The following is a 12,050-nucleotide window of genomic DNA, read 5'->3' as shown; positions in this document are numbered from 1 at the left end:
AGTGACTCGCTCGTTTTTATGTAAAAAATGGCTATTAATTAATAACTAATTACTAGGTAAGCAATCAATGATAGGCGATAAACTATAGCAGATTACCGGCTTTAGATAATACTTTAGATAACGCCCGCTTTTAGCAAGTCATGCATATTCAGTGCGCCAACAACGGTTTGATTAGCATCAAGTACGGGTAGGGCGCTGATTTTATTTTCTTCCATTAATAGTACCGCTTCAGCAGCCAGCAAATCAGCTTGAATGTGTTTGCTGCCTTGCGTCATAACATCAGAAACTTTAAGGTCACGTAAGTCGCGGTCTTGGTCAAGAGTACGGCGTAAATCACCATCGGTATAAACGCCCAATAATTTGTGTTGTTCGTTAACAATGCAGGTAAACCCTAAGCCTTTTTGGGTCATTTCTAACAGGGCTTCACGTAGACTGGCGCTGTTTAAAACGGCTGGCAGTGCTGCACCGCTGTGCATAATATCGCTGACCCTTAGCAGCAACTTACGGCCTAAACTCCCACCGGGGTGTGAAAGCGCAAAATCATCAGGCCCAAAACCTCTGGCTTGCAGCAGCGCGATGGCTAGCGCATCACCTAAAGCCAGTGCAGCGGTAGTGCTAGACGTGGGTGCTAAATTTAACGGGCAAGCTTCACGGCTAATGGCAGCATTTAAGTGAACATTGGCTTCTTGAGCTAGCGTAGAGCTGGGCGCACCTGTTAAGCCAATAATGGCAATGCCAAGGCGTTTTAGTAGCGGTAGCAGTGAGGTGACTTCGTGGGTTTCGCCTGAATTGGACAAGGCCAATACCAAATCGCTACGAGTCACCATGCCTAAATCGCCGTGGCTAGCTTCACCTGGATGCATAAAAAAAGACGGCGTGCCGGTGCTGGCAAGTGTGGCAGCAATTTTATGGCCAATGTGACCAGATTTCCCCATGCCGGTAACAATCACGCGCCCTTGACAATTTAAAATTAGCTCACAGGCTGCAGCAAAATCTTGGTCGAGTTGGGCTAACACTTCTTGCAGCGCTTCTATCTCTAGTTGCAATGTATGCCGAGCAGAAGCAAGGTAATTGGTCGTGGTTATCAATGGCTAAGTATCCATAAAGAAGGTGGTGAATGTTGCTTACAGGTGTTGATTGATTGCTATTTTTGGCATTATAGCTTTTTTCAACCTGACTTCTACCTTTGTGGTGGCGATGACTTTTATGACCTCTATTATTGGGAGCGTTTGATGCAAGCTGATTTGGTTGCTGTAAGTGACCTCTATTTTAATCGGGGTGACAAGGTTGTTTTTTCGGGGGTTAATTTAAAATTACGCCAAGGCAAAATAACGGCGTTGTTGGGGCCAAGTGGTACGGGTAAAACCACGCTGCTACATCTTCTGGGTGGGCAGTTGCAGCCAAAAAGTGGTTCGATACAAGTATTTGGGCAAGAAGTACCCACGCTAGGTCGTAAAGCATTATTTAAGTTGCGTAGCCGTATGGGTGTGTTGTTTCAATCGGGCGCTTTATTTACGGATATGTCGGTTTACGACAATGTGGCGTTTCCTTTAAGGGTTAATACGCCTTTGCCAGAAAGCATGATTCAAGATTTAGTGTTAATTAAGTTAGAAGCCGTTGGTTTGCGTGGTGCGCGTGATTTAATGCCAGCGCAACTTTCTGGCGGTATGGCGCGGCGCGTAGCACTGGCCAGAGCCATTGCGTTAGACCCTGAATTGTTAATGTATGATGAACCTTTTGCAGGGCAAGATCCGATTTCGATGGGTGTGTTGGTGCAGTTGGTAAAACGCTTAAATCAGGCGCTGGGTTTAACGTCGGTGATTGTTTCACATGACTTAAAAGAAACCCTGTCGATTGCTGATTATGCCTATATTTTAGCGGGTGGAACAGTGATTGCCGAAGGCACGCCTGCTGAGTTAGCGGCTTCTACCCAAGAAAACGTGCAGCAGTTTATGGGTGGTTTGCCCGATGGCCCTGTTGCGTTTAATTATCCTGCTGCTAATTTTGCCGATGATTTATTTGCTAAAAAAGGTATTAATCATGCTTGATTGGCTTGCTGGTTTAGGTCGCCAAGGCATCACATTAACTGCTGCATTAGGGCGGTCGGGTGTGTTCTTATTTCAATCTTTAGCAGGTTTACCGCGCACGCATGAAGCGTTTAGTTTATGGCGGCATCAAGTGTATTCAATCGGCGTATTGTCGTTGATTATTATTTTAGTATCGGGTGTGTTTATCGGCATGGTTTTGGGTTTGCAGGGCTATACCATTTTAGTGGATTTTGGTGCAGAGCAAGCATTAGGGCAAATGGTAGCGTTAAGTTTAGTGCGTGAATTAGCGCCGGTGGTGGCTGCTTTGTTATTTGCTGGGCGAGCAGGCTCGGCATTAACCGCTGAAATCGGTTTAATGAAAGCCACTGAGCAATTAGCCAGCTTAGAAATGATTGGTGTTGATCCGCTGCGCCGCATTGTTGCACCTAGATTATTGGCTGGATTTGTAGCGCTGCCGCTGCTAACCATTATTTTTACCAGTGTCGGAATTTGGGGCGGCTGGTTGGTTGGCGTGGATTGGCTGGGTGTTGATAATGGTGCTTTTTGGAGCAATATGCAGTCGTCGGTTGCGTTTCGTGAAGACGTATTAAATGGTGTTATTAAAAGCTTAGTCTTTGCTGTGGTTGTGACTTGGATTGCGGTATTTCAGGGGTATGATCTAGTCCCTACCTCTGAAGGCATTAGCCGCGCGACCACACGAACGGTGGTTTATTCTTCTTTGGCTGTCTTGGGGTTGGATTTTGTGTTAACCGCACTAATGTTTGGTGATTTTTAACTGGATAGGATTAGGTATGCGTAATCAACGCTGGGTAGATGTTTTTGTAGGTGGTTTTATGTTGCTAGGTTTTGCAGCCTTATTATTTTTGGCTTTTAAAGTTAGCGGGCTGGGGCAAAACGCTGAACAAGGCCGTTTTGAAGTGCAGGCGTGTTTTGGTGATATTGGTGGTCTTAAAGCGAGATCAAAAGTTACATTGGCGGGCGTTACGGTGGGTCGTGTAGGTGAGATTAACTTGAATTATCAATGGTTTGAAGCTTGCGTAACTTTGCAGCTAAATGAAAAACTGCTGGGCAAATTAAGCACTGACACAGCCGCAGCGATTCAAACTGCAGGCTTGTTGGGCGATAATTACGTTAGCTTAACGCCAGGTATTGATATGACTTATTTAGCACAGGGTGATAGCTTAAAAGATACGCAATCGGCACTGATTTTAGAGCAGTTAATTAACCAGTTTATTTCTAATTCAACTAAATAAAGATTAAATAGCATGATGACATTGTTTAGATTTTTTGGTGTGATTTTATTGATAACTAGCGGGTTTTTTGGGTCTGTTGACCAAGCACACGCTGAACCCAAGCAAACTTCTTGGCAGGTGGTTGAGCAAGGCGTTGCAGAGCTTGCCGCCGTTTTTAAAGCTAATAAAGGCGTTTACGAATCAGACCCGCAGCTACTGTATAGCAACTTAGATGAAGCGATGCAGCCTTATGTTGATTTTCGCTATATGAGCGCAAGGGTGATGGGTGGGCGTTATTTTCGTGCGGCTACACCTGAACAGCGCAGTCGTTTTGCCGTAATATTTAAAGATACTTTGGTGAAAACTTTTGGTCAGGGGTTAATAAATTTTGATTACCATGCCTTTGATTTACAGACTCAAAGCGGTGAAACGCGTTTTGTAGACCAAGATAACGTAGTTTTAGACGTAGTGGCGACAGATGGTAAGCGCTACCCAGTTACTTTCACGCTGCGTTTGCATAATAACGAATGGAAGGTAATTAATCTGATTGTTAATGGCATTAATTTGGGGTTAACGTTTAATAGCCAGTTTGACCGAGCGATGCGTGACAATAACCGTGACTTTGATAGGGTTATTGCTAATTGGTCGCCTGAGCAAGCGTTAGATGAGCTAGAAGAGCGTGAGGTTAATCAGTGAGTAGTCATTATGAGCGCTGAACTAAAAAAACTAGAGTCGGGTTGTTGGCTTTTAGTTGGACAGGTTACATTTGTAACAGCGGAAGCCTTGGCCGTTTGTTTGGTTGATGCTTTGCCACTGGCCAATAACGTTCAAGTGCAGCAGGTCGATATTCAACAAGCCAGTGGTGGCTCAGCACTGTTGTTGGTGTGTTTGGCTTGGCAGCGCCATTGTTTAGCTTTAGGTTTAGAGCTTCAGTTGCTAAACCCCTCAATACAGTTACAAAAAGTAGCTGAATTAAGTCATTTACAAAATTTATTACCTTGGGTGTTTAACACGAAACACTTTGGCTAAGGTGCCCAAGAGCAGCCTTTTCAGTTATTATGCCAACTGTTAATTAATTAATACTATTTTGTTATTTTTATAAGCCGTTTTTTAATGAGGAGTCATTATGCAAGCCCCAGCCTTGAAGGAACTATTAGAAAGCCGTATTCCAGCGTGTGAATTTATCGTTAAGGGTGATGATGGGCGGCATTTTGAAGTAATTGCTATCGGTGAAGTGTTTGCAACCTTGCCTAGTCCGGTTAAAAAACAGCAGCTGGTTTTTTCTGCATTAAGCGAAGAGTTTGCTAGCGATCAGCTTCATGCGATGGCATTAAAAACCTACACCCCAGAACAATGGGTAAAAGTTAAAGATTTGCAGGTTCTCTAAGGCATTATTATAAGTATGGATAAACTACTAATTACTGGGGGCTACCCCCTTGATGGCGAAGTGTGGATTTCCGGCGCCAAAAATTCTGCATTGCCTATTTTAGCTGCTAGTTTGCTGGTTAATGGGCCAGTTTCTATTGGTAATTTACCGCATTTACATGATATTACGACAATGATTGAGTTGTTGGGTGGCATGGGTGTACAAGCGGTAGTTGATGAAAAAATGTCACTTGAATTAGATGCTAGCTACGTTGATAACTGCATTGCACCTTATGATTTAGTCAAGACTATGCGGGCTTCTATTTTAGTTTTAGGCCCGTTAATGACGCGTTTTGGTGAAGCGGAAGTTTCTTTACCCGGCGGTTGTGCGATTGGTAGCCGTCCGGTGAACTTACACCTAAATGGCTTAAAGCAAATGGGTGCAGAGATACGCGTTGAAGAAGGCTACATTCGCGGTAAAGTTAATGGCCGTTTGCAAGGCGCACACATTATTTTTGATACCGTGACCGTGACAGGTACTGAAAACCTAATGATGGCAGCGGTATTGGCAGAAGGTCGTACTGTTTTAGAAAACGCAGCGCGTGAACCTGAAGTGGTTGATTTGGCTGATTTTTTAAATGCTATGGGCGCTAAAATTACTGGTGAAGGCACTAATACGATTATTATTGACGGTGTAAAAGCATTAAGTGGCTGTCATTTTAACGTGGTGGCAGATCGCATTGAAACGGGTACTTTTTTAGTGGCTGCTGCAGCAACACGCGGTCGCGTTCGCGTTAAACACACGCGCCCTGATATTTTGGATGCGGTGCTGGCTAAGCTAAAAGAAGCCGGTGGTATTATTACTTCAGGCGATGACTGGATAGAGTTAGATATGCAGGGCAAACGCCCTAAATCGGTCAGCATTAGAACCGCACCTTATCCTGCTTTTCCAACCGATATGCAGGCGCAATTCATGGCTTTAAATGCCACTGCAGAAGGCATTGGTACGGTGATAGAAACCATTTTTGAAAATCGCTTTATGCACGTGCAAGAAATTTTACGCATGGGTGCAGACATTCAAGTGGAAGGTAATACTGCGATTATTCGTGGTGTTGAAAAGTTAACCGGTGCGCCGGTGATGGCAACGGATTTACGTGCTTCGGCTAGTTTAGTCATTGCTGCATTAGTCGCCCAAGGCGATACTTTGGTTGATCGTATTTATCACATTGACCGTGGTTATGAGTGCATTGAAGAAAAACTGATGTTGCTGGGCGCAAAAATAAAGCGCATTGCTGCTTAATACTAACGAGAGAAATAATGCCACACAGTCTAACGCTAGCCCTATCGAAAGGGCGAATTCTAGATGATACCCTGCCACTTTTAGCCGCAGCAGGTATTGTACCGGCTGAAGATATTAGCAAAAGCCGTAAGCTGATTTTTGATACCAATTTAGCCGGTGTACGTTTATTAGTCATTCGTGCTACCGACGTACCCACTTACGTTGAGCTAGGTGCTGCAGATTTAGGCGTGTCAGGTAAAGATGTGCTGATGGAGCATGGTGGCAACGGTATGTATGAACCTTTAGATTTAAAAATTGCGGTTTGTAAGTTGATGACGGCTGCGGTTAAAGGTTCAGTACAGCCAGAAGGTCGCCGCCGCGTGGCAACAAAATTTATTAAAACGGCCAAGCGTTGGTATGCTGAACAAGGTATTCAAGTCGATTTAATTAAGTTGTATGGCGGTATGGAATTAGCCCCCATTATGGGTTTGGCCGATGAAATCGTCGATATTGTTGATACGGGTAAAACGCTGGTTGCTAATGGCTTAGAAGCACGTGAGTTTATTGCGGATATTTCATCGCGTTTGGTGGTGAATCGCGCTTCAATGAAAATGAAATACCAGCAAATTCAACCCTTGCTTGATCGTTTGCGCTTAGCGGTTGAACAACGCTCAGCTGCTGCTATTTAATTTATTCACTGGCTGCTTGGAATTAAATATGAACTCAAATCTTACGGTAAGAAGGCTAGATGCAACGCGTGCAGATTTTACTGCCACTTTAGACCAGCTGCTGGCTTGGGAAGGTGTTTCTAGTCCACAAATTCAGCAACAGGTTGATGACATTATTAGCGCGGTTCGCCAGCAAGGTGATGCGGCTGTGTTGGCTTATACCCAACAGCTTGACCAACATCCAGCGACTAGCTTTATGCAGTTAGAAATTTCACAGCAGCAATTAAAAAGCGCATTTGAAAGTTTGCCCACACAACGCCGCGAAGCATTAGAAGTTGCAGCTAAACGTGTTACGGCTTATCACGAACACCAAAAACAGCCATCTTGGAGTTACACTGAAAGCGATGGCACACGCTTAGGTCAGCAGGTTGTACCGTTAGATCGCGTTGGCGTTTATGTGCCCGGTGGTAAAGCGGCTTACCCTTCTTCTGTCTTGATGAATGTATTGCCTGCTAAGGTTGCTGGCGTTAAAGAAATTATTATGGTCGCGCCAATGCCTAAAGGTGAGCTTAATCCACTGGTATTAGGCGCAGCTTATTTGGCGGGTGCCACGAAAGTATTTACTTTGGGTGGCGCACAAGCCGTTGCTGCTTTGGCTTATGGTACTGAAACTGTACCGCCGGTAGACAAAATTGTAGGGCCTGGCAATGTTTATGTCGCAACCGCCAAGCGTGCCGTATTTGGTAAGGTTGGTATAGACATGATTGCTGGCCCATCTGAAATTTTGGTGGTGTGTGATGGTCAAACCAATCCCGATTGGATAGCGATGGATTTGTTTTCTCAGGCTGAACACGATGAAGATGCCCAATCCATTTTAATTAGCTGGGATGCTGCTTGGTTAGATGACGTTGAGCAAAGTATGCGTAAGCTGCTGCCAACAATGGAACGCGCTGCGATTATCAAAACATCGTTAGAAAACCGTGGTGCGTTAATTCAAGTGGCAAATGAAGCTCAAGCCATTGAGTTGATTAATCGCATTGCGCCTGAACACTTGGAGTTATCGGTTGCTGATCCTGATGCTTGGCTACCTAAAGTGCGTCATGCTGGCGCTATCTTTATGGGGCGTTATACCGCTGAAGCTGTGGGCGATTATTGTGCTGGCCCGAATCACGTTTTGCCAACTTCAGGTACAGCGCGTTTTTCTTCGCCTTTGGGCGTGTATGATTTCCAAAAACGTTCGTCGCTGATTTACTGTTCGCCTGAAGGTGCTAGCATTTTAGGGCACATTGCAGGCGAGTTGGCTGACGGTGAGTCTTTGACTGCCCATGCGCGTTCAGCACGTTACCGCATTCAAGACTAATGTTTAGCAAGACTAATCGTTAGTTTTTAGGGCTGGCAGGACGCTGGCCTATGACTGCTGTTAAGGTTTTTTGTTGTCCTGCTCGAATGATAGCCAGTTCAATTTTACTGTTTGGCTTGAGTCCTGCAATGTAGTTAATGGTGGCGCGTGCTCCATTTACGTTGTATTGGTTGATTTTTGTGATGACATCGCCTGGCTGCAAACCTGCTTTATCCGCAGGGCCTTGGCGTAATAAACCGGCCACCAAAACACCTTGCGTGGTATTTAACTGCAATGATTGAGCTAAAATTGCAGTGATTTCTTGCACTTCAATGCCCATCCAGCCGCGTACTACAAAACCTTCGTTAATTAAATCCAACATAATTTGTTTAGCTAGATTCGATGGAATAGCAAATCCTATGCCTTGCGAACCACCTGAGCGAGTAAAAATAGCCGTGTTAATGCCTAGCAGTTGACCGTAAGGGTTGACTAGCGCACCGCCCGAATTACCCGGGTTAATGGCTGCATCGGTTTGAATAAAGTCTTCGTAAGTATTTAAGCCAAGGCTGTTTCGCCCCAAAGCACTAACAATGCCTTGCGTAACGGTTTGCCCAACGCCAAATGGATTGCCGATTGCTAAAACTACATCGCCCACTTCTAAGGTATCGGACGAGGCCAATGAAATCATTGGCAGGTTATCAAGTTCAATTTTTAATACGGCTAAGTCTGATTCAGGGTCGCTGCCAATAATGCGTGCAAACGTTTCTCGTCCATCACGCAGCGCCACTCTAATTTCATCGGCATTGTGTACAACGTGATGATTGGTAAGAATGTAGCCTTCGCTGTTAACCAGTACGCCAGAGCCTAAACTAGACTGCATACGTTTTTGACTGGTTTGGTTTTCTTGCCCAAAAAAATGTCGAAAAAATGGGTCGTTCATAAAAGGGTTAGTTGGTTGTTCTATCAGGGTTGTTGTGTAAATATTCACCACAGCCGGTGCTGCCATACGAACAGCAGAAGCATAAGACACGGGCCCTTCTTGCCGTGCTACTAATAAAGGCTCGCCAGCATGAATTTCGGCCAAAGCTGGGCTGGATGTGGGTTGACCGGTTAGGCTAGGAAAGGTTTTTAGTAATAAAGCAGCAAATAGTAGGCCGCTAACCAGTGGCCAAATCAATTGGGGCTTTAAGAATCGCATGGCTTAATATAACTCCGGTAAGGCTAAAGTGGATGGATTTTACACTAGAGCCTAGGTGTTTACTGAATTAACTTAGCGTTTAAATCGCTAATTATTACTTATATTTTGGAGCCAATATGACCATTGAATTATTAGAACTGGTTGCTGCATTAGATGCACATTTAAAGGTAGACAATTTTAAAGATTATTGCCCGAATGGTTTGCAGGTAGAAGCCAGTCGCAACATTAATAAAATTGTGACTGGCGTTACAGCATCACAAGCCTTAATCGACCAAGCCATTGCCTGCAAAGCCGATGCTTTATTAGTGCATCATGGCTACTTTTGGAAAGGTGAAGCAGCGCCATTAACGGGTATAAAAGGCAAGCGAGTGGCAGCATTGATGCGCCATAATATCAGTTTGATTGCTTATCACCTGCCATTAGATGCCCACCCAGTGTTGGGTAATAATCAGCAGTTGGCCCAAGTGATGGGTTGGCAAATAACGGGTATTATGGATTCCCCCAGTTGGCTGCTTGGTTTGGTTGGCGAATTAGCCCAGCCTTTAATGGCTGCTGCCTTGGCTAAAGATTTAGCCGCTAAATTAGGACAGTCACCGTTACACCTAGCCGGTCATCAGCGTCCGATTAAAACCTTGGCTTGGTGTACAGGTTCGGCTGAAGGTGGGATTTATCGTGCGGCTGAATTGGGTGTGGATGCTTTTATTAGTGGTGAAGTAAGCGAGCAAACGCTTCATGCGGCACAAGAATTGGGCATTGATTATTTTGCAGCGGGTCATCATGCCACTGAACGCTATGGTGTAAAGGCTTTGGGTGAATGGATTGCTAGGCAATGGTCGGTAGAATGCCAGTTTATTGACCTACATAATCCGGTTTAAGTTGTATTTTGAAATAAAAAAGCCTCTGAATCTAACTTGTTTGAGTCGAATAATGGAGAGGCTTCTTTAGTTTTTTTCCACTTTGCTTTTTTAATGTAAGGTTGCAATCTATTTTTTTGTTGGATCAAACACTTCAGGCTTTAAGCCAAAATCTTCTGCTAAAGTGCCGCCAGTTTTATCGGCTGCATAGTCTCTAGGTGGTTCAAAACTGTTTTGCTGAAAGGTTTCAGCAAGCGTGCCTCTGCCTTTGTTTGAGGCATAGTCTTTAGGTGGTTGATGGCTATTAATTTTCTGGCTGTCCAGTTCTTGGTTAGCAAGTTGCGATTGATCGGTCGATTGAGTTGCTAAACGCTTAATAAGACTTTCATCACTACACAAAAGGCTTGCGTCTGATGTTAATTGTTCTTCCATACTTTGCAGTTGTTTAGTCAGTGAAGAAAGGTTGATGGCCGTTCTTGAAAAATGGTCGTTAAGATTTTCACGAACTTGGCTTAGCTCTTGTTCGCGCTGGGTTAACTGATGGCGGATTTTAGTGCTTTGTGTGCCGCCTGTATGCATTAAGCGATAAAGCAAAGCCCCAATGACTCCGCCAACAAGAAAGGATGTAAGGATATAAATCCATTGGATATCAGCAAAACTCATGTGTAGCTCCTTAAATAAGAGGCGAGTAAGCACCGCCCTAGCGTTTTAATTTAAGCATTATATCGGTCAGATGTCAGTGAAGGTCAAGCCTTGCAAGCTAGCTTAATAAGGTTAATTGCTTTTACGGGCTTTGGTTAGGGCTTGTTGCAGGCGTATAATCGGCAAATTTTATAATTAACCACTTGACTAGAATGATAAGGATAAAAATTCATGACTCCTATGGAGCGTTATCTGCAAGACCTTAAACGGGATGACTTTAAATCTGATCCAGCCCAAAAGCAGGCTGTTGAACACCTGCAACGCTTACACGATGATTTAGTCAATATCGAGCAAGTGCCAAGTAAAGGTTTTTTATCACGCTTAGTTAAAAAGAAGGCTAATCAACCCATTATTAAAGGCTTGTATTTTTGGGGTGGTGTGGGGCGTGGTAAAACTTATTTAGTCGATACTTTTTATGATTGCTTGCCGTTTGAGCAAAAAATGCGTAATCACTTTCACCGTTTTATGCAGCGTGTTCACGCTGACCTTAGGAAATACGATGGCCAAGCAAATCCACTAAAATTAGTGGCTAAACAGTTGGCGACAGAAATTCGTGTACTTTGTCTTGATGAGTTTTTTGTTAAAGACATTACCGATGCGATGATTTTGGGTAATTTAATGGACGCTTTGTTTAACGAGGGTGTTGTGTTAGTTACAACCTCTAATATTGTGCCTGATGACCTTTACTTAAATGGTTTGCAGCGCTCGCGTTTTTTACCGGCGATTGATTTACTTAAACAATTTACTGACGTTGTGAATGTTGATAGCGGTGTGGATTACCGTTTGCGTAGCCTAACTCAAGCAGAAATTTATCACTTTCCTTTAGATTCTGAAGCAACACTAAGTTTAAACCGTAGTTTTGAATCCATGGTAATGGTAGAAGGTCGGTGCAATGTGCCTGTTAATATTAATAATCGCCAAATAACGGCGCTGCGTTTACACGATGGTGTGGCTTGGTTTGATTTTGATGCGCTTTGTGATGGCCCACGTAGTCAATATGACTACATTGAATTATCAAAAATATTCCATACGGTGCTTTTGTCGGATGTACCGCAGTTAGGTGTGGAAAAGGATGATCAAACCCGACGCTTTATCAATTTGATTGATGAGTTTTATGACCGAAATGTGAAAGTGATTATTTCTGCTGAGAAAGCTATTGATGATATTTACACGGGTGGTAACTTAGCTTTTGAAATTGCTCGAACTAAAAGCCGTTTGCTAGAAATGCAATCGCATGAGTATTTAGCCAGAGAGCATAAACCCTAGACGAAGGGTTGGAAATAGTATAAAATCCGCGCTCCTTAGAAGGTTGTTAAATCTAAGGCAACACGTTACTAAGCAGCTTTTGTTAGTAACTAATAAAAA

The 12,050-nt window shown here is 43.8% G+C and carries 14 protein-coding genes; 11 read left to right on the top strand and 3 right to left on the bottom strand.

Annotated elements, in window-relative coordinates; translation table 11 throughout:
* Positions 1 to 113 precede the first annotated feature (113 nt).
* Positions 114 to 1,085 (bottom strand): KpsF/GutQ family sugar-phosphate isomerase, encoded by a 972-nt coding sequence (locus VJY63_RS06110; RefSeq protein WP_324049308.1) that lies wholly within the window; start codon positions 1,083 to 1,085, stop codon positions 114 to 116.
* Between the two features lie 147 nt (positions 1,086 to 1,232).
* On the opposite strand from VJY63_RS06110, the gene VJY63_RS06105 reads away from it, so the two are divergent.
* The 9 genes from VJY63_RS06105 (at position 1,233) to hisD (ending at position 7,952) form a co-directional block, all read left to right on the top strand.
* Entirely contained in the window at positions 1,233 to 2,048 is an 816-nt protein-coding gene (locus tag VJY63_RS06105; protein WP_324049306.1) for an ABC transporter ATP-binding protein, read from the top strand.
* Positions 2,041 to 2,823 carry a lipid asymmetry maintenance ABC transporter permease subunit MlaE gene (gene mlaE / locus VJY63_RS06100; protein ID WP_324049058.1) on the top strand — a complete coding sequence of 261 codons (783 nt, stop codon included), beginning with the start codon at positions 2,041 to 2,043 and terminating at the stop codon, positions 2,821 to 2,823. Before VJY63_RS06105 ends, mlaE begins: the two co-directional genes overlap by 8 nt.
* 16 nt (positions 2,824 to 2,839) lie before the next feature.
* Positions 2,840 to 3,301 carry an outer membrane lipid asymmetry maintenance protein MlaD gene (mlaD, locus tag VJY63_RS06095; RefSeq protein ID WP_324049056.1) on the top strand — a complete coding sequence of 154 codons (462 nt, stop codon included), beginning with the start codon at positions 2,840 to 2,842 and terminating at the stop codon, positions 3,299 to 3,301.
* A gap of 12 nt (positions 3,302 to 3,313) precedes the next feature.
* A complete protein-coding gene (locus VJY63_RS06090; protein WP_324049054.1) occupies positions 3,314 to 3,976 on the top strand; it encodes an ABC transporter substrate-binding protein in 663 nt (220 codons plus the stop codon).
* 9 nt (positions 3,977 to 3,985) lie between these two features.
* Positions 3,986 to 4,309, top strand: a complete 324-nt coding sequence (locus VJY63_RS06085; protein ID WP_324049052.1) for a hypothetical protein — start codon at positions 3,986 to 3,988, stop codon at positions 4,307 to 4,309.
* 97 nt (positions 4,310 to 4,406) lie between these two features.
* On the top strand, positions 4,407 to 4,667 hold the full coding sequence (locus VJY63_RS06080; RefSeq protein ID WP_324049051.1) for a BolA family protein: 261 nt from the start codon (positions 4,407 to 4,409) through the stop codon (positions 4,665 to 4,667).
* Between the two features lie 15 nt (positions 4,668 to 4,682).
* Positions 4,683 to 5,945 carry a UDP-N-acetylglucosamine 1-carboxyvinyltransferase gene (murA, locus tag VJY63_RS06075; protein ID WP_324049049.1) on the top strand — a complete coding sequence of 421 codons (1,263 nt, stop codon included), beginning with the start codon at positions 4,683 to 4,685 and terminating at the stop codon, positions 5,943 to 5,945.
* Positions 5,946 to 5,962: 17 nt separating this feature from the next.
* Positions 5,963 to 6,613 carry an ATP phosphoribosyltransferase gene (gene hisG / locus VJY63_RS06070; RefSeq protein WP_324049048.1) on the top strand — a complete coding sequence of 217 codons (651 nt, stop codon included), beginning with the start codon at positions 5,963 to 5,965 and terminating at the stop codon, positions 6,611 to 6,613.
* A gap of 28 nt (positions 6,614 to 6,641) precedes the next feature.
* On the top strand, positions 6,642 to 7,952 hold the full coding sequence (gene hisD, locus VJY63_RS06065; RefSeq protein ID WP_324049046.1) for a histidinol dehydrogenase: 1,311 nt from the start codon (positions 6,642 to 6,644) through the stop codon (positions 7,950 to 7,952).
* A gap of 19 nt (positions 7,953 to 7,971) precedes the next feature.
* Here hisD and VJY63_RS06060 read toward each other — a convergent pair whose 3' ends face one another.
* Positions 7,972 to 9,129, bottom strand: a complete 1,158-nt coding sequence (locus tag VJY63_RS06060; RefSeq protein WP_324049044.1) for a Do family serine endopeptidase — start codon at positions 9,127 to 9,129, stop codon at positions 7,972 to 7,974.
* Positions 9,130 to 9,245: 116 nt separating this feature from the next.
* Between VJY63_RS06060 and VJY63_RS06055 the strand changes: the two genes are divergently transcribed.
* On the top strand, positions 9,246 to 10,004 hold the full coding sequence (locus VJY63_RS06055; protein ID WP_324049042.1) for a Nif3-like dinuclear metal center hexameric protein: 759 nt from the start codon (positions 9,246 to 9,248) through the stop codon (positions 10,002 to 10,004).
* 108 nt (positions 10,005 to 10,112) lie between these two features.
* Here the strand turns inward: VJY63_RS06055 and VJY63_RS06050 are convergent, their stop codons facing one another.
* Positions 10,113 to 10,646 (bottom strand): YhcB family protein, encoded by a 534-nt coding sequence (locus VJY63_RS06050; RefSeq protein WP_324049041.1) that lies wholly within the window; start codon positions 10,644 to 10,646, stop codon positions 10,113 to 10,115.
* 210 nt (positions 10,647 to 10,856) lie between these two features.
* Here VJY63_RS06050 and zapE point away from each other — a divergent pair, with 210 nt between their 5' ends.
* Positions 10,857 to 11,951 (top strand): cell division protein ZapE, encoded by a 1,095-nt coding sequence (gene zapE, locus VJY63_RS06045; RefSeq protein ID WP_324049038.1) that lies wholly within the window; start codon positions 10,857 to 10,859, stop codon positions 11,949 to 11,951.
* Positions 11,952 to 12,050 lie beyond the last annotated feature (99 nt).

This window comes from Marinospirillum sp., from assembly GCF_035271045.1.
In the GTDB taxonomy this organism is placed as follows: Bacteria; Pseudomonadota; Gammaproteobacteria; order Pseudomonadales; family Halomonadaceae; genus Marinospirillum.
The sequence above is the reverse complement of the archived record's forward strand: the minus strand, read 5'-3'. Positions and strand labels throughout refer to the sequence as shown.

Bases quoted from the DNA above. Each gene is read 5' to 3' on its own strand.
- VJY63_RS06105 (WP_324049306.1), top strand. From the start codon at position 1,233: ATGCAAGCTGATTTGGTTGCTGTAAGTGACCTCTATTTTAATCGGGGT.
- mlaE (WP_324049058.1), top strand. From the start codon at position 2,041: ATGCTTGATTGGCTTGCTGGTTTAGGTCGCCAAGGCATCACATTAACT.
- mlaD (WP_324049056.1), top strand. From the start codon at position 2,840: ATGCGTAATCAACGCTGGGTAGATGTTTTTGTAGGTGGTTTTATGTTG.
- VJY63_RS06090 (WP_324049054.1), top strand. From the start codon at position 3,314: ATGATGACATTGTTTAGATTTTTTGGTGTGATTTTATTGATAACTAGC.
- VJY63_RS06085 (WP_324049052.1), top strand. From the start codon at position 3,986: ATGAGCGCTGAACTAAAAAAACTAGAGTCGGGTTGTTGGCTTTTAGTT.
- VJY63_RS06080 (WP_324049051.1), top strand. From the start codon at position 4,407: ATGCAAGCCCCAGCCTTGAAGGAACTATTAGAAAGCCGTATTCCAGCG.
- murA (WP_324049049.1), top strand. From the start codon at position 4,683: ATGGATAAACTACTAATTACTGGGGGCTACCCCCTTGATGGCGAAGTG.
- hisG (WP_324049048.1), top strand. From the start codon at position 5,963: ATGCCACACAGTCTAACGCTAGCCCTATCGAAAGGGCGAATTCTAGAT.
- hisD (WP_324049046.1), top strand. From the start codon at position 6,642: ATGAACTCAAATCTTACGGTAAGAAGGCTAGATGCAACGCGTGCAGAT.
- VJY63_RS06060 (WP_324049044.1), bottom strand. From the start codon at position 9,129: ATGCGATTCTTAAAGCCCCAATTGATTTGGCCACTGGTTAGCGGCCTA.
- VJY63_RS06055 (WP_324049042.1), top strand. From the start codon at position 9,246: ATGACCATTGAATTATTAGAACTGGTTGCTGCATTAGATGCACATTTA.
- VJY63_RS06050 (WP_324049041.1), bottom strand. From the start codon at position 10,646: ATGAGTTTTGCTGATATCCAATGGATTTATATCCTTACATCCTTTCTT.
- zapE (WP_324049038.1), top strand. From the start codon at position 10,857: ATGACTCCTATGGAGCGTTATCTGCAAGACCTTAAACGGGATGACTTT.